At 59.7% G+C, this 17,410-nt stretch carries 15 protein-coding genes; all 15 read right to left on the bottom strand.

Annotated features, from left to right (window positions below; genetic code table 11):
- Positions 1–30 precede the first annotated feature (30 nt).
- Positions 31–978 (bottom strand): acetyl-CoA carboxylase carboxyltransferase subunit alpha, encoded by a 948-nt coding sequence (locus AC27VU_RS15690; protein ID WP_045122315.1) that lies wholly within the window; start codon positions 976–978, stop codon positions 31–33.
- A 139-nt stretch (positions 979–1,117) separates the two neighbouring features.
- A complete protein-coding gene (gene dnaE, locus AC27VU_RS15685) occupies positions 1,118–4,639 on the bottom strand; it encodes a DNA polymerase III subunit alpha (protein WP_003222149.1) in 3,522 nt (1,173 codons plus the stop codon).
- A gap of 76 nt (positions 4,640–4,715) precedes the next feature.
- Positions 4,716–5,342, bottom strand: a complete 627-nt coding sequence (gene rnhB / locus AC27VU_RS15680) for a ribonuclease HII (RefSeq protein ID WP_003222148.1) — start codon at positions 5,340–5,342, stop codon at positions 4,716–4,718.
- Between the two features lie 8 nt (positions 5,343–5,350).
- Positions 5,351–6,481: a lipid-A-disaccharide synthase gene (gene lpxB / locus AC27VU_RS15675; RefSeq protein ID WP_260525077.1), complete on the bottom strand. Its 1,131-nt coding sequence runs from the start codon at positions 6,479–6,481 to the stop codon at positions 5,351–5,353.
- 2 nt (positions 6,482–6,483) lie between these two features.
- Positions 6,484–7,260: an acyl-ACP--UDP-N-acetylglucosamine O-acyltransferase gene (gene lpxA / locus AC27VU_RS15670; RefSeq protein WP_103486496.1), complete on the bottom strand. Its 777-nt coding sequence runs from the start codon at positions 7,258–7,260 to the stop codon at positions 6,484–6,486.
- On the bottom strand, positions 7,257–7,697 hold the full coding sequence (gene fabZ / locus AC27VU_RS15665; RefSeq protein WP_003222142.1) for a 3-hydroxyacyl-ACP dehydratase FabZ: 441 nt from the start codon (positions 7,695–7,697) through the stop codon (positions 7,257–7,259). Before fabZ ends, lpxA begins: the two co-directional genes overlap by 4 nt.
- A 106-nt stretch (positions 7,698–7,803) precedes the next feature.
- Positions 7,804–8,859, bottom strand: a complete 1,056-nt coding sequence (lpxD, locus tag AC27VU_RS15660; RefSeq protein ID WP_488724395.1) for a UDP-3-O-(3-hydroxymyristoyl)glucosamine N-acyltransferase — start codon at positions 8,857–8,859, stop codon at positions 7,804–7,806.
- 3 nt (positions 8,860–8,862) lie between these two features.
- Complete coding sequence (locus AC27VU_RS15655) at positions 8,863–9,366, bottom strand: OmpH/Skp family outer membrane protein (protein ID WP_003222140.1); 504 nt, start codon at positions 9,364–9,366, stop codon at positions 8,863–8,865.
- Between the two features lie 45 nt (positions 9,367–9,411).
- A complete protein-coding gene (gene bamA / locus AC27VU_RS15650) occupies positions 9,412–11,787 on the bottom strand; it encodes an outer membrane protein assembly factor BamA (RefSeq protein WP_262142718.1) in 2,376 nt (791 codons plus the stop codon).
- Positions 11,788–11,861: 74 nt separating this feature from the next.
- Positions 11,862–13,214, bottom strand: a complete 1,353-nt coding sequence (gene rseP / locus AC27VU_RS15645; protein ID WP_003222134.1) for a sigma E protease regulator RseP — start codon at positions 13,212–13,214, stop codon at positions 11,862–11,864.
- Between the two features lie 54 nt (positions 13,215–13,268).
- Positions 13,269–14,459 carry a 1-deoxy-D-xylulose-5-phosphate reductoisomerase gene (ispC, locus tag AC27VU_RS15640; RefSeq protein ID WP_262142717.1) on the bottom strand — a complete coding sequence of 397 codons (1,191 nt, stop codon included), beginning with the start codon at positions 14,457–14,459 and terminating at the stop codon, positions 13,269–13,271.
- Complete coding sequence (locus AC27VU_RS15635) at positions 14,456–15,262, bottom strand: phosphatidate cytidylyltransferase (protein ID WP_488724394.1); 807 nt, start codon at positions 15,260–15,262, stop codon at positions 14,456–14,458. The genes ispC and AC27VU_RS15635 overlap by 4 nt, the downstream gene beginning before the upstream one ends.
- On the bottom strand, positions 15,262–16,017 hold the full coding sequence (uppS, locus tag AC27VU_RS15630; protein WP_003222128.1) for a polyprenyl diphosphate synthase: 756 nt from the start codon (positions 16,015–16,017) through the stop codon (positions 15,262–15,264). The genes AC27VU_RS15635 and uppS overlap by 1 nt, the downstream gene beginning before the upstream one ends.
- Before the next feature lie 14 nt (positions 16,018–16,031).
- Complete coding sequence (frr, locus tag AC27VU_RS15625) at positions 16,032–16,589, bottom strand: ribosome recycling factor (protein WP_003222127.1); 558 nt, start codon at positions 16,587–16,589, stop codon at positions 16,032–16,034.
- Positions 16,586–17,329, bottom strand: a complete 744-nt coding sequence (gene pyrH / locus AC27VU_RS15620) for a UMP kinase (protein WP_003222124.1) — start codon at positions 17,327–17,329, stop codon at positions 16,586–16,588. Before pyrH ends, frr begins: the two co-directional genes overlap by 4 nt.
- Positions 17,330–17,410: the final 81 nt, after the last annotated feature.

The raw sequence follows: 17,410 nt of genomic DNA, 5'->3' as shown, positions 1-17,410 counted from the left end.
CCGCTCCCACATTGGGTATTGCGAGATCTGTCAGAGACCGTAGCTCATCAGACGATCGTAACGACGCTTGAGCAGCGCTTCGTTGTCGAACTTCTTCAACATCGCCAGTTGCGAGCTCAGTTCGGCACGGATCGACGCAGCGGCAGCCGCCGGATCACGGTGAGCGCCGCCCAGTGGCTCGCCGATCACCTTGTCGACGATGCCCAGGCCTTTCAGGCGCTCGGCGGTGATGCCCATCGCTTCAGCGGCATCCGGTGCTTTTTCGGCGGTTTTCCACAGAATCGAAGCACAACCTTCCGGCGAGATCACCGCGTAGGTCGAGTATTGCAGCATGTTCAGCTGATCGCAGACACCGATCGCCAGCGCACCGCCGGAACCGCCTTCACCGATAACGGTGGCGATGATCGGGGTCTTCAGGCGCGACATCACGCGCAGGTTCCAGGCGATGGCTTCGCTCTGGTTGCGCTCTTCAGCGTCAATCCCGGGGTAAGCACCCGGGGTGTCGATGAAGGTCAGGATCGGCATCTTGAAGCGCTCGGCCATTTCCATCAGACGGCAGGCCTTGCGGTAGCCTTCCGGACGCGGCATGCCGAAGTTGCGGCGTACCTTCTCGCGCACTTCACGGCCCTTCTGGTGACCGATGATCATCACCGGCTGGTCTTCCAGACGTGCCACGCCACCCACAATGGCGGCGTCGTCGGAGAAGTGACGGTCACCGTGCAGTTCGTCGAACTCGGTGAAGATGTGCTCGATGTAGTCGAGGGTGTACGGGCGTTTCGGGTGACGCGCCAGGCGTGCGATCTGCCAGCTGGTCAGCTTGCCGAAGATGTCTTCGGTCAGCGTCTTGCTCTTGTCCTGCAGGCGGGAGATCTCATCGCCGATATTCAGCGAATTGTCATTACCGACCAAGCGCAACTCTTCGATCTTGGCTTGCAGGTCGGCGATCGGCTGTTCGAAATCTAGAAAATTCGGGTTCATAGGCGTCCGTCTTGGGTCGTGTCCCAAATGAGCTTGGGCCGGCCGGTTGTCTATTCGCGCCCTACCTTAAGGGAGAGGCGCGCTGAGGTCGAGATTAAAAATTCAGGTTGTGGGCAAGCGCAATGATGGCACTTGCCGGTCAACGGTATTGGAGGAAGACGTTGTCTCGCCCGAACTGGTCACGCAGGGCTTGAATCAACGCATCCGCCGGGTCGATTCGCCAGGTCTCGCCGAACTGCAGCAAGGTCTTCGCATCGGGACTGGTGTACTCCATGGTGATCGGGCACGCCCCGCGGTGACGCTTGAGCAGTTCACCCAACCAGCGTAGCTGATCGCCTTTCAAATCCTGAGTGTGCAGCTTCAGGCGCAGGCTCTCGGCCAGATTGGTGCGTGCATCTTCCATGCTCATCACCCGCTTGACCCGCAGACGCAAGCCGCCTGAGAAGTCATCGTTGCTGACTTCACCTTCGACCACCACCATCGCGTCGGTCTGCAACAGCGACTGCGCGGAGTGGAACGCATCGGCGAACAGCGACGCTTCGATCCGTCCCGAACGGTCATCGAGGGTGATGAAGCCCATCTTGTCGCCCTTCTTGTTCTTCATCACCCGCAGGGCAATGATCATCCCGGCCACGGTTTGCGTGTCGCGGGCCGGCTTCAGGTCGATGATGCGCTGCCGGGCGAAACGGCGAATTTCGCCCTCGTACTCGTCGATCGGGTGACCGGTGAGGTACAGGCCCAGAGTGTCTTTCTCACCCTTGAGGCGTTCCTTGAGGGTCAGTTCCTTGGCCTTGCGATGGGTCGCGTAAACGTCGGCATCTTCCTCGACGAACAGCCCGCCGAACAGGTCGGCGTGGCCACTGTCGTGGGTGCGTGCGGTCTGTTCGGCAGACTTGATCGCCTCTTCCATCGCCGCCAGCAGCACGGCGCGGTTGCGGTCGATGTTGGCCTGATAAGCCTTTTGCTCGTCGTGGAAATAAGGCCCGAGACGATCCAGTGCACCGCTACGGATCAAGCCGTCCAGCGTACGCTTGTTGATGCGCTTGAGGTCGACCCGGGCGCAGAAGTCGAACAGATCCTTGAACGGGCCGGCCTGACGCGCTTCGGTGATCGCTTCCACCGGGCCTTCACCGACGCCTTTGATCGCGCCCAGGCCATAGACGATGCGGCCGTCGTCGTTCACCGTGAACTTGAACTCGGAAGTGTTCACGTCCGGCGCGTCGAGGCGCAGCTTCATCGTGCGCACTTCCTCGATCAAGGTCACGACCTTGTCGGTGTTGTGCATATCCGCCGAGAGTACCGCGGCCATGAACGGCGCCGGGTAGTGCGCCTTCAACCATGCGGTCTGGTACGACACCAGGCCATAGGCGGCGGAGTGGGATTTGTTGAAGCCGTAACCGGCGAATTTCTCTACCAGGTCGAAAATGTTACCGGCGAGGTCGGCGTCGATGTTGTTGGTCGCGCAGCCTTCAATGAAGCCGCCACGTTGCTTGGCCATTTCCTCGGGCTTTTTCTTACCCATGGCTCGACGCAGCATGTCCGCACCACCGAGGGTGTAACCGGCCATGACCTGGGCGATCTGCATCACCTGTTCCTGATACAGGATGATGCCGTAAGTCGGCGCCAATACCGGCTTGAGGCCTTCGTACTGGTAGTCCGAGTGCGGGTACGCCAGCTCGGCGCGACCGTGCTTACGGTTGATGAAGTCGTCCACCATGCCGGACTGCAGCGGGCCCGGACGGAACAGGGCCACCAGTGCGATCAAGTCTTCCAGGCAGTCGGGCTTGAGCTTTTTGATCAGCTCTTTCATGCCGCGCGATTCAAGCTGGAACACCGCGGTGGTTTCGGCTTTCTGCAACAGGCTGTACGTCGGCTTGTCGTCGAGCGGGATGAACGCGATGTCCAGCGGCTCTTCGCCGACCTTGGCGCGGTCGCGGTTGATCGTTTTCAGTGCCCAGTCGATGATCGTCAGGGTTCGCAGGCCGAGGAAGTCGAACTTCACCAGACCGGCCGCCTCCACGTCGTCCTTGTCGAACTGCGTTACCAGACCGTCACCGGCCTCGTCGCAATAGATCGGCGAGAAGTCAGTCAGCTTGGTCGGCGCAATAACCACACCACCGGCGTGCTTGCCGACGTTACGCACCACGCCCTCGAGCTTGCGCGCCATCTCCCAGATTTCCGCCGCTTCTTCATCGACCTTGATGAAGTCACGCAGGATCTCTTCCTGTTCGTAGGCTTTTTCCAGGGTCATGCCGACTTCGAACGGAATCATCTTCGACAGACGATCCGCCAGACCATAGGACTTGCCCTGCACCCGCGCCACGTCACGCACCACAGCCTTCGCGGCCATGGAACCGAAAGTGATGATCTGGCTCACCGCGTTGCGGCCGTACTTCTCGGCCACGTAGTCGATCACCCGGTCACGACCGTCCATGCAGAAGTCGACGTCGAAGTCGGGCATCGATACCCGTTCCGGGTTAAGGAAACGTTCGAACAGCAGGTCGTATTCCAGCGGGTCGAGGTCAGTAATCTTCTGCACGTAAGCCACCAGCGAGCCGGCACCCGACCCCCGGCCAGGACCTACCGGCACGCCGTTGTTCTTGGCCCACTGGATAAAGTCCATCACGATCAGGAAGTAACCGGGGAAGCCCATCTGGATGATGATATCCAGCTCGAAATTCAAGCGATCGACATAGACCTGACGCTTGGCTTCGTAGTCTTCGGTGGTGTCCTTGGGCAACAGCACCGCGAGGCGTTCTTCGAGACCTTCGAAGGACACCTTGCGGAAATATTCGTCGATGGTCATGCCATCGGGAATCGGGAAGTTGGGCAGGAAGTGCGTGCCCAGTTTCACTTCGATGTTGCAGCGTTTGGCGATTTCGACGGTGTTTTCGATGGCGTCGGGGATGTCGCTGAACAGCTCGGCCATTTCCTCGGCGCTTTTGAGGTATTGCTGATCGCTATAATTCTTCGAACGCCGCGGATCGTCGAGCGCGCGGCCCTCGCCGATGCACACGCGGGTTTCGTGAGCGGCGAAGTCTTCCTGCTTGATGAAGCGCACATCGTTGGTCGCTACCAGCGGCGCGCCGAGCTTGTCGGCCAGGGCCACCGCACCGTGCAGTTGTTCTTCGTCGTTGGGACGGTTGGTGCGCTGGATTTCCAGATAGAAACGATCCGGGAACACCGCCATCCATTCACGCGCCAGCGCTTCGGCCTCGGCCGGGTTGCCGCCGATCAGCGCCATGCCGATCTCGCCTTCTTTGGCGGCGGACAACATGATCAGGCCTTCGTTGGCCTCGGCGACCCATTCGCGCTCGATGATGATCATGCCGTTACGCTGGCCCTCGATGAAGCCACGCGAGATCAGCTCGGTGAGATTGCGATAGCCCTTGGCGTTCATTACCAACAGGCTGATCCGGCTCAATGGCGCGTCCGGATCCTTGTTCGACAGCCACAGGTCGGCGCCGCAGATCGGCTTGATGCCCGCGCCCATGGCGTTTTTATAGAATTTGACCAGGGAACACATGTTGTTCTGATCGGTGACAGCCACCGCCGGCATGTTCATGCCGGTCAGCGCCTTGACCAGTGGCTTGATCCGCACCAGCCCGTCGACCAGGGAGTATTCAGTGTGCAGGCGTAGATGAACGAATGAAGCCGGCATAGTGATCCTGTCCAGTTACATAGAGACAACAAGGCCCGGATTGTACCGGGCCTCGAACAAAACATCAGCCTTGCGCCTAAACCTGCGTCAGACCTTCCAGCGCCTCGTAAGCCTGACGCACCGGGGCGAACGAGCGCCGGTGAATCGGCGTCGGGCCAAGCCGCACCAACGCTTCCAGATGAACGGGCGTCGGGTAGCCTTTATGACCGCCGATGCCGTAACCCGGGTAGATCAATTCGAACGCCGACATCTCCCGGTCGCGACTGACTTTGGCCAGAATCGATGCGGCGGCAATCGCCGGCACCTTGCTGTCGCCCTTCACCACCGCTTCAGCGCGCATCGGCAGTTTCGGGCAGCGGTTACCGTCGATCATCGCCAGTTTCGGCTGAATATGCAGCCCGGCCACCGCACGCTGCATGGCGAGCATGGTCGCGTGCAGGATGTTCAGCTCGTCGATTTCTTCGACTTCGGCGCGGGCGATGCACCAGCTCAGGGATTTCTCGATGATCTCGTCGTAAAGCTTCTCGCGCCGGGCTTCGGTGAGTTTCTTCGAGTCGTTGAGACCGAGAATCGGCCGGTTCGGATCGAGAATCACCGCCGCCGTCACCACTGCTCCGCACAACGGGCCGCGACCGACTTCGTCGACACCGGCCACCAGTTCTTCGACTTCGGCGACCAGAGTGAAATCCAGGCCCATCTGCATCGTCTTGCTCATGGTTTCTGACCGATCAGGTTGAGGACGGCATCCGCCGCCTGATTGGAAGCATCCAGCCGCAACGTGCGGTGGATCTCGTCGAAGCCTCGGGTCTGCTCTTCGCCGCCTTCGATCAGCGGCGCCAGGGTCTGGGCCAATGCTTCGACTGTCGCATCATCCTGCAACAATTCCGGTACCAGCAGACGCTGGGCCAGCAGGTTCGGCAGCGACACGTACGGGCTCTTGACCATGCGCTTGAGAATCCAGAAGGTCAGCGGCGCCAGGCGATACGCAACGACCATTGGCCGCTTGTACAGCAAGGCTTCAAGTGTCGCCGTGCCGGAGGCGATCAACACCGCGTTGCACGCCGCCAAGGCCAGATGCGATTTGCCGTCGAGCAGGGTTACCGGCAGATCACGGCCAACCAGCAGTTCTTCGAGCTGAGCGCGACGCTCGGCATTCGCGCACGGTATGACGAAGCGCAGCCCCGGGCGCATGGCCCGCAGACGCTCGGCCGTATCCAGGAACAGCGCACCGAGACGACCGACTTCACCACCGCGACTGCCGGGCATCAACGCCACCAGCGGCCCGTCGGGCAAGCCGAGTTCGGCACGCGCTGCGGCGCGATCGGCCTGCAGCGGAATGGTATCGGCCAGCGTATGACCGACGAACCGCACCGGCACGCCTTTCTCTTCGTAGAATTTTGCTTCGAACGGCAACAGGGTGAGCATCAGATCGCAACCTTCGCGAATCTTCAGCACACGCTTCTGGCGCCACGCCCACACCGAAGGGCTGACGTAATGCACGGTCTTGATCCCGGCCTGACGCAGCTTGAGTTCGATGTTGAGGTTGAAATCGGGAGCGTCGATGCCGATGAACACATCCGGTTTCTCGGCAATCAACGTGGCGATCAGGTCCTTGCGGCGCTTGAGCAACTCGCGCAGCCGCCCGAGCACTTCCACCAGCCCCATGACCGACAGACGCTCCATAGGGAAATAGGACGTCAGGCCCTCGGCCTGCATCAACGGACCGCCGACACCGATGAACTCGACTGCCGGGTGTTGAGCCTTGAGGGCGCGCATGAGACCAGCGCCCAAAATATCACCGGAAGCCTCTCCCGCCACCAGCGCAATACGCAGACTGGCCATGATCAGCGGGTGATGCCGCGAGTCGACGACTGGATCGAGTCACGGAACACCGCGACTTCCGGGAACTGCGCAGCAGGCTCGGCCAACTCGGCCAACGCTTGCTCCACGGTCAGACCCTGGCGATACACCGTTTTATAGGCGCGGCGCAGCGCATGAATCGCGTCTTCGCTGAAACCACGACGGCGCATGCCTTCGAAGTTCATGCTGCGTGCTTCGGCCGGGTTGCCGAACACGGTCACAAACGCCGGAACGTCCTTGCCGATGGCAGTGCCCATGCCGGAAAAGCTGTGGGCGCCGATGTGGCAGTACTGATGCACCAGGGTGAACCCGGAAAGGATCGCCCAGTCGTCGACATGTACATGCCCGGCCAAAGCCGTGTTGTTGACCAGAATGCAGTGGTTGCCGATCACGCTGTCATGTCCGATGTGGGCATAGGCCATGATCAGGTTGTGATCGCCAAGGGTGGTTTCCGAACGATCCTGAACGGTGCCACGGTGAATCGTCACGCCTTCGCGAATGACGTTGTGATCACCGATCACCAGACGGGTTTCTTCACCCTTGTACTTCAAGTCGGGAGTGTCCTCACCGACCGAGGAAAACTGGTAGATGCGATTGTGCTTGCCGATGCGGGTCGGGCCTTTGAGGACCACGTGCGGCCCGATCACAGTACCCTCGCCGATTTCCACACCTGCGCCGATGATCGACCACGGGCCGACCTCGACGCCGTCAGCCAGAACGGCCGACGGATCGATGATTGCGCGAGGGTCAATCAAACTCATAGCTTGCGTTCCGCACAGATGATTTCAGCCGAGCAGACCGGTTTGCCGTCGACCGAAGCCTGGCATTCGAATTTCCAGATCTGACGCTTGCAGCTGATGAACTTGGCTTCAAGGATCAATTGATCGCCCGGCAGCACTGGCTGACGGAAACGCAGCTTGTCGGAACCGACGAAGTAGTAAAGCGTGCCATCGGCCGGTTTCACGTCGAGCATTTTGAAACCGAGGATCCCGGCAGCCTGGGCCATCGCCTCGATGATCAGCACGCCTGGCATGATTGGATGCGCAGGGAAGTGACCATTGAAGAATGGCTCATTGATGCTGACATTCTTGTAGGCGCGAATGCGCTTGCCTTCAGTGTCCAGTTCCACCACCCGGTCCACCAGCAGGAACGGGTAACGGTGAGGCAGGTATTCGCGAATCTCGTTGATGTCCATCATTTCGGGGGGAAGCCTATGTAAAGATTGGGAGCGCGACTGACGCGCACTCCTCTAGCAAATCAAGGAGGCAGTCTAGAGGCTGTGCACACTTGATATGGAAATGGTATCAGCCATCAGATGAAGCATTACTGCCGGGGGTCACTTCCCCAGCGCGCTTTTCCAACTGCTTCAAACGTCGCGCGATATCATCGAGCTGACGGATGCGGGCCGCGCTTTTGCGCCATTCGGCCGCCGGCTGCATGGCTGTGCCGGAAGAATAGGCGCCTGGCTCGGTAATCGAGTGGGTCACCATGGTCATCCCGGTCAGGAAAACGTTGTCGCAAATATCGATGTGCCCCACCAGGCCGACGCCACCGGCGAGCATGCAGTGCTTGCCGATCTTGGTGCTGCCGGAGATACCGACACACGCCGCCATGGCGGTGTGATCACCGACCTGGACGTTGTGCGCGATCTGGATCTGGTTGTCGAGCTTCACGCCATTGCCGATCACGGTATCCGCCAGCGCGCCACGGTCGATAGCGGTGTTCACGCCGATCTCGACATCGTCACCGATGGTCACGCCGCCGATCTGGGCGATCTTCTGCCAGACACCTTTCTCATTGGCAAAACCGAAGCCTTCACCACCGAGCACGGCACCGGACTGGATCACCACCCGCTTGCCGATGCGCACGTCGTGATAAAGCGTTACCCGCGGAGCGAGCCAGCCGCCCTCGCCGATTTCACTGCGGGCACCGATGACGCAATGAGCGCCCAGGGTGACCTGCGCACCGATGCGCGCACCAGTCTCGATCACCACGAACGGGCCGATGCTGGCGCTTGGATCAACCACCGCATCCGGCGCAATCACCGCCGTGGGATGAACACCCGCGGTGGCTTTCGGTTTGGGATCGAACAGGTGAGAGATACGCGCATAAGCCAGGTAAGGATCCGGCACCACCAGCGCATTGCCGGCAAAACCTTCGACATCGGCTTCCTTGAGCAACAGCGCAGCCGCCTGGGAACTTGCCAGGTATTTGCGATATTGAGGATTTGCCAGAAAGCTCAACTGAGCTGGGCCAGCCTCCTGCAAGGTGGCTAGCCCAGTAATTTGCGTCTCGGGGTCGCCACGCAGGGTGGCGCCGAGGAACTCGGCCAACTGGCCGAGCTTGATAGTCACGGTCATGGGTTACTTCAGCTGATTCATGCGCTCGATAACCTGGCGCGTGATGTCGTACTGCGGTTTGACATCGATGACTGCGCCACGCTCGAACACCAGGTCAAAACCACCTTTCTTGATGACTTCTTCCACTGCGCTATCCAGTTTCGGCTTCAGTTGCTTGAGCATTTCGCGGTCGGCAACTGCCTTGGCTTCGTTCAGCTCCTTGGACTGGAACTGGAAGTCACGGGCCTTTTGCTTGAATTCAAGCTCCAGACGCTCACGCTCGCCCTGCTGCATCTTGTCGCCACCGGCCATCAGGCGATCCTGAATGCCCTTGGCGCTGCTTTCCAGCGTCTTGAGCTTGGTCAGTTGCGGACCGAATTTCTTCTCGGCATCCACGGCGTACTTCTTGGCCGCGTCGGATTCCAGCAGTGCCATCTGATAGTTCAGCACGGCGATTTTCATGTCGGCGAACGCCGGGCCTGCCACCAGTACGGAGGCCAGGAGAACCAATTGAGTCAACTTACGCACGATGCACTCCTACAAAATCCATTGTCGTTGTCTTGGGTCAGACGCTTAGAACGTCTGGCCGAGGGAGAATTGGAACACTTGAGTTTCAGCGTTATCCGGTTTCTTGACCGGCATCGCCAGAGCAAAACTCAGAGGACCCAGTGCGGTGACCCAGGTCACGCCAACACCGACGGAACTTGCCATGTTGGTCAGGCTGATGTCATTGCACTTGGTGTTGGACTTCGAACCGTCGGCGTTCACAGTATCTTTGCACTGCGAGTCAAACACGTTACCCACATCCCAGAATACCGAGGTACGCAGGGAGCGCTGATCCTTGACGAATGGCAGCGGGAACAGAACTTCCACACCGCCCTGGATCAGGACGTTACCACCGAACGGCAGCGGATCCTGGTCCGGGTCTGCCAGCGTCCCCGGGTTGGTACCCTTACTCGGAGTACTGCGTGGGCCGAGGGTACTGTCCTTGAAGCCGCGAACCGAGTTGAAACCACCAGCATAGTAGTTTTCATAGAAAGGCAAGCCATCGGTCGAACCGTAACCGTCGCCATAACCCAGTTCGGTGTGCAGACGCAGGGTGTAGTTCTCGGTAATCGGCTGGAACAACTGGCCACGGTAGTCGAGCTTGTAGAACGACAGGTCGCTGCCTGGAATGGTGGTTTCCAGGGTCAGGCTCTGCGAGCGACCACGGGTCGGCAACACGCCTTTGTTCAGGGTCGATTCGGACCAGCCGGCCGACGCCTTGAAGTTCAGGTACTGATCGCCTTCCTTTTTAACGAAGTCGAAAATCTCGTCGACGGTGTAGGTACCGGTCTTGATCTTGTCCTGCTGCGCGGACAGACCGAAGGTCAGACGCGAAGTCTCACTGATCGGGTAGCCAACGTTGACGCCTGCACCCAGGCTGTCTACCGCATAGCTCGCTACGTCGACGTCGAGGTCTTTGTAGTCGGTGGTGCGATAGAACGCGTTGTAACCCAGGCTCACGCCGTCGGCGGTCCAATAGGGGTCAACGTAGCCGAAGTTGTAGCGGCTCTGGTATTCGCTGCGGGTCAGGCCCACGCTCACACGGTTACCGGTACCCAGGAAGTTGTTCTGGGTGATCGAGCCGCCGAGGATCAGACCGGCGCTCTGCGCGAAACCGACGCTGGCGGTGATCGAGCCGGAGGCTTGTTCTTCAACGGCGTAGTTCACGTCAACCTGGTCGTCGACACCCGGAACAGCCGGTGTCTCGACGTTCACTTCCTTAAAGAAGCCCAGACGCTCAAGACGGGTCTTGGACTGGTCGATCAGGTAGGTCGAAGCCCAGCCACCTTCCATCTGACGCATTTCGCGACGCAGCACTTCGTCCTCGGACTTGGTGTTGCCACGGAAGTTGATGCGGTTGACGTAGGCGCGCTTGCCCGGATCGACGGCGAACAGGATGTCCACGGTGTGATCGTCGTCGTGCGGCTGAGGTATGCCGTTGACGTTGGCGAAGGTGTAACCCTCGTTACCCAGACGGCGCGTGATCAGTTCGGAGGTGGTGGTCATCAGCTTGCGCGAGAACACCTGGCCTTTCTGCACCAGCAACAACGACTTGACCTGGTCTTCAGGCACCTTCAGGTCACCGCTGAGCTTGACGTCACGAACGGTGTACTTCTCGCCTTCGGTGATGTTGACGGTGATGTAGACGTGCTTCTTGTCCGGGGTGATGGACACCTGGGTCGAAGCGATATCCATGTTGATATAGCCGCGGTCCAGGTAGTAGGAACGCAGACGCTCCAGGTCACCGGAGAGTTTTTCACGGGCGTACTTGTCATCGTTCTTGAAGAACGACAGCCAGTTGGTGGTTTTCAGCTCGAACAGGTCGATCAGGTCGTCGTCAGGGAAAACCGTGTTGCCCACCACGTTGATGTGCTGGATGGCAGCCACAGTGCCTTCGTTGATCTTCACTTTCAGGGCTACGCGGTTACGCGGCTGCGAGACCACTTCGGTATCAACCGTGGCCGAATAGCGGCCCTGCGCAACGTACTGGCGCTGCAGCTCGTTACGCACACCTTCGAGGGTGGCGCGCTGGAAGATCTCGCCTTCCGAGAGTCCGGACTGCTTGAGGCCTTTCATCAGGTCTTCGGTAGAGATCGCCTTGTTACCTTCGATCTCGATACTCGCGACCGACGGGCGTTCGACGACCGTGATCACCAGAACGTTGCCTTCGCGGCCCAGCTGGATATCTTGAAAGAAACCGGTTTTGAACAACGCACGAGTGGATTCCACCAGGCGACGATCATCCGCCTGCTCGCCGACGTTCAACGGCAAGGCACCAAAGACGCTACCCGCGGAGACCCGCTGGAGGCCATTGACGCGAATATCAGAGATAGTGAAGGACTCGGCGTGAACTTCGGCGATCATCAATACGGTGAGAACCGCAGTTAGCAGCAGACGTTTCATGAAGTCCTTTCTTATTCCAACTGGCAATAAACAAACTGCCGCAAAATGCGGCAGATTCGCAATTCAGCGAAGCTTTACAGACGGCCCAGATCATTGACCAGAGCAAGCAACATCACTCCGACCACCAAACTGATACCGATCTGCACCCCCCAACCTTGCACCCGATCCGACAAGGGGCGACCACGCACCCACTCAATCAGATAAAACAACAAATGCCCCCCATCCAGTACAGGGATGGGCAGCAAATTCAGAACTCCCAGGCTAATACTCAGATAAGCAAGGAAATTCAGGAAATCAGCAACGCCCGACTGGGCAGAAGCGCCCGCCACTTTAGCAATGGTTATCGGCCCACTCAAGTTTTTTACCGAGAGCTCGCCAAACAGCATTTTCTTCAGTGAGTCCAGCGTCAGGATGCTCATGGTCCAGGTACGTCGGGCACCCTCGCCAATCGCGGCCAACGGGCCATAACTGACCTCGCGGATCATTTCCGGCGGCCAATCCACAGCTTTCACGCCGGCGCCCAGATAACCACTCGGCGCTTTGCTTTCGCCGCGCGCCGCCAGGGTCACCGGGACGTCGATTTGAGCACCGTCACGCTCCACGCGCAGCAAGATTTTGGTATCAGGACGCGTACGAACGGTATCGACCACTTGCTGCCAGTCACCCAGCGCCTGGCCATCGAGCGACAGCAGACGGTCGCCGGTTTTCAGACCAGCGGCTTGCGCTGGACCTTTTGGATCGAGCTCGGCCAGCACTGGCGGCAGAGCCGGTCGCCATGGGCGAATTCCCAGCGAGCGAATCGGATCGGGCTCGTCCGCCCCTTTGAGCCAATGATCGAGCGCCAGTTCGCGCGGCGTATCCGCTGTAGAGCCCTGCTCACGCACGAGCAATTGCAGGGCCCCGCTTTCCCCAAGACGACGAACCAACTGCAAATTGACGGCCGCCCAGCCAGAAGTGGGCTCGCCATCAATGGCGACGATTTCCTGACCGGCACTCAAGCCAGCCCTGGCCGCAATGCTCCCGGACTCGACAGCACCGATGACCGGACGGATCTGCTCGCTGCCGAGCATGGCCAGCACCCAGAAAAACACCAGGGCCAACAGGAAGTTGGCGATCGGCCCCGCTGCAACAATAGCGATACGCTGGCGAACCGATTTGCGATTGAAGGATTGATGAAGCTGATCGGCCGGGACTTCGCCCTCACGCTCATCGAGCATTTTGACGTAGCCACCCAGCGGAATCGCGGCGACGACAAACTCGGTACCCTGCTTGTCGTGCCAGCGCAGCAAGGGCATGCCGAAGCCCACGGAGAAACGCAAAACCTTGACGCCACAGCGACGCGCGACCCAGAAATGGCCGAATTCGTGAAAGGTGACCAGCACACCCAAAGCGATCAGGGTGCCGGCAATCATATAGAGCGCGCTCATCTACTTTCTCCGCAATCCTGTTCAGTGCCGCGTGAAGCCATGGTCCTGCAACGGCTATCGGCCGTGACGATCAAGCCATTGTTCGGCCAGAATCCGCGCTTTCGCGTCAGCGGTAAACACCGCGTCCAGATCCTCAAGCGCAACCACTGGCTCGAGATTCAGCACATCCTCGATGATACTCGCGATTTCCAGATAACCAACGCGTCCGTCGAGAAACGCCGCGACCGCCACTTCGTTGGCCGCATTGAGCATGGCCGGCGCGCTGTTGCCAGCCTCTGCCGCCTGTCGCGCCAGGCGCAGGCAAGGGAAGCGCTGCTCGTCCGGTGCTTCGAAATCCAGGCGGGCAATGGCAAACAGGTCCAGCGGCGCCACACCCGAGTCGATCCGCTCAGGCCAGGCCAATGCGTTGGCAATCGGCGTGCGCATGTCAGGGTTGCCCAACTGCGCCAATACCGAGCCATCCACATAGTCGACCAGCGAGTGAATCACACTCTGCGGATGAATCACCACCTCGACCTGCGACGGCTTGGCGTCGAACAGCCAGCAAGCCTCGATCAACTCCAGGCCCTTGTTCATCATGCTGGCCGAATCCACCGAGATCTTGCGACCCATGGACCAGTTCGGGTGAGCACATGCCTGATCAGGCGAAACATGCGCCAGTTCGCTCATCGGCGTCTGACGGAAAGGACCGCCCGAAGCCGTCAGCAAAATCCGCCGCACGCCAACAGCGCCCAGACCACGGGAAAAATCCTGCGGCATGCACTGGAAGATCGCGTTGTGTTCGCTGTCGATCGGCAGCAATACCGAACCGCTCTTGTGCACGGCCTGCATGAACAGCGCGCCGGACATCACCAACGCTTCTTTGTTGGCCAGAAGGATTTTCTTCCCGGCCTGCACCGCTGCCAGGGTCGGACGCAGACCCGCGGCGCCAACGATGGCGGCCATCACGGCATCGACTTCGGGCGCGGAGGCGACCTGGCACAGGCCCTCCTCCCCGACCAATACGCGAGTGGATAAACCGGCAGCACGCAGGTCGTCCTGCAAACCACGCGCCGCCGCCACTTCCGGCACGACTGCGAATTGCGGCACATGGCGCACGCACAAGGCCAGCAACTCGCTCAGGCGCGTGAAGCCGCTCAGCGCGAAAACCTGATAACGCTCAGGATGACGAGCGATGACGTCGAGGGTGCTCAGACCGATCGAGCCGGTAGCCCCCAGAACGGTAATCTGTTGAGGGCGGCTCACGGCGCAGCCATCCACAGCAATACAGCGAAAATCGGGATCGCGGCGGTCAGACTGTCGATGCGATCAAGCACACCGCCATGACCGGGCAGCAGGTTGCTGCTGTCCTTGATGCCGGATTGACGTTTGAACATGCTCTCGGTGAGGTCGCCCACCACCGAAATGAATACGATCAACGCAGCGCCGATCAGGCCCTTGAGCAGCTCGCCAACGGTCCAGTCACGCACCAGGCCGACGATCGCGGTAATCACCAGGCTCAGCGCCAGACCACCGTAAACGCCTTCCCAGCTTTTGCCAGGGCTGACTTGCGGCGCCAGTTTGCGCTTGCCAAAGGCACGGCCGGAGAAATAGGCACCGATATCGGCCCCCCAGACCAGCACCATCACCGCCATGATCAACCAGTTACCCAGCGGGTACTGCTTGATCTGCACCAGCCCTTGCCAGGCCGGCAGCAGGATCAGCAAGCCGATCACCAGTTTGGTGGCCGCCGTGGACCAGTACTCGCTCGAACGCGGATAGGTCAGCACCAGATAGGTCGCCACCGCCCACCACAACACCGAGGCGCCCAACACCCAAGGGGCAAGGCCCGGCAGGACATACATGACGAACAGCATCAGCGCGACGACAGCGGCAAAGCCGACACGGAACGACTGCGCGGTAAAGCCAGCCAGACGCGCCCATTCCCAGGCGCCAAGGCTCACGACCAGGCCGATGAACAGCGCAAAACCAGATCCTTCGAGCAGGAAAAACCCGCACAGAGCGATCGGCAGCAGGATCAGCGCAGTGATGATTCGTTGTTTAAGCATTAAACCCGGGCTCCAGCTTCGACCTGTTCGCTCGTTTTACCGAAGCGACGCTGGCGCGAAGCGAAATCGGCCAGCGCGGTGCGCATGGCTTCGTGTTTGAAGTCCGGCCAGAACAGGTCGGAGAAGTACAACTCGGCGTACGCCAGTTGCCACAGCAGGAAGTTGCTGATGCGGTGCTCGCCACCGGTGCGGATGCACAGATCCGGCAACGGCAGGTCGCCGGTGGCCAGACAGGTCTGCAGCAGATCCGGAGTGATATCTTCCGGACGCAGATGCCCGGCCTGGACTTCACGCGCCAGACGCTGCGCCGCTTGGGCAATATCCCACTGACCGCCGTAGTTGGCGGCGATCTGCAGGATGAAGCGGTTGGCACCGGCCGTCATGGCTTCCGCCTCGCGCATCGCCGCCTGAAGCTCAGGGTGGAAGCGCGAGCGATCACCGATGATGCGCAAGCTGATGTTGTTGTCGTTGAGGCGCTTGGCCTCACGACGCAACGCCTTGAAGAACAGATCCATCAAGGCACTGACTTCATCGGCCGGGCGCTGCCAGTTTTCACTGGAAAAGGCGAACAGGGTGAGCACTTCGACCTTGGCCTCGGCGCACACCTCGATTACCGCCCGCACAGCATCCACGCCGGCTTTATGCCCGGCGACACCCGGCATAAAGCGTTTTTTCGCCCAGCGATTGTTGCCATCCATGATGATCGCGACATGGCGCGGCACCGCGGACGGCGCAGACTGCTTGGTCTTGTCCATTTGAAACTCGACCCTTATACGGCCATCAGGTCTTTTTCTTTCTCGTCCGTGGCCTTGGTGATCTGGGCCTCGAAGTCCTTGGTCAGCTTGTCGATATCAGCGGTGGCACGACGCTCTTCGTCTTCGCTGATTTCTTTATCCTTGACCAGTTTTTTCAGATCGCCCAGCGCATCACGACGGATATTGCGCACAGCAACACGCGCATCTTCGGCTGCTGCACGCGCCTGCTTGGTGAAGCCCTTACGGGTTTCTTCGGTCAGGGCAGGCATGGAGATCAGCAGCAGTTCACCCAGGTTGGTCGGGTTCAGGTTCAGACCGGCGCTCTGGATCGCTTTGTCGACGGCCGCCAGCATGTTGCGCTCGAAAGCGACGACTTGCAGGGTGCGGGAGTCTTTTACAGTGATGTTGGCCACTTGAGTGATGGAAGTGTCTGCGCCGTAGTACGGCACCATCACGCTGCCCAGGATGCTTGGGTGAGCCTTGCCGGTACGAATCTGGCCGAATGCATGGGCCAGAGAGTCCAGGGATTTCTGCATGCGCTCTTGAGCGTCTTTCTTGATTTCGTTGATCATTGTTGACCTTCCTCGATCAGAGTGCCTTCAGCGCCGCCATGCACGATGTTCAGCAGGGCGCCGGGCTTGTTCATGTTGAATACGCGCAGCGGCATTTTGTGGTCGCGGCACAGGCAAATCGCTGTCAGATCCATTACACCCAGCTTGCGATCCAGTACTTCATCATAAGTCAGATGATCGAACTTCTCGGCATGCGGGTCTTTGAACGGGTCAGCGGTATAGACGCCATCGACCTTGGTCGCCTTCAGCACGACGTCAGCGTCGATCTCGATGGCGCGCAGGCAGGCTGCCGAATCCGTGGTGAAGAACGGATTACCGGTACCGGCGGCGAAAATCACCACGTCCTTGGAGTTCAGGTGGCGCATGGCTTTGCGGCGATCATAGTGATCGGTCACGCCAACCATGGAAATGGCCGACATCACGATGGCCGAGATATTGGCACGTTCCAGCGCATCACGCATGGCCAGGGCGTTCATCACAGTGGCCAGCATGCCCATGTGGTCGCCTGTCACCCGATCCATGCCAGCCTTGCTCAAGGCCTCGCCACGGAACAGGTTGCCACCGCCGATCACCAGACCGACCTGTACGCCGATGCCGACCAGTTGGCCGACTTCCAGCGCCATCCGATCCAGCACTTTTGGATCGATCCCGAACTCTTCCGAGCCCATCAGGGCCTCGCCGCTAAGCTTGAGTAGAATGCGTTTATAGCGAGCCTGATAACCACTGCCCTGCTGAGCCATTGCGAATCTCTCCTGCGGCGTATTTAAAAAATTCTGTGCAAGCTGTTTTACAGCTGGCGTTCACTCTAGCTTGGCGCTGCT

The sequence above is a fragment of the Pseudomonas sp. 14P5.3.2 genome (assembly GCF_057799175.1).
This window is presented reverse-complemented; position numbering and strand designations above follow the sequence as displayed.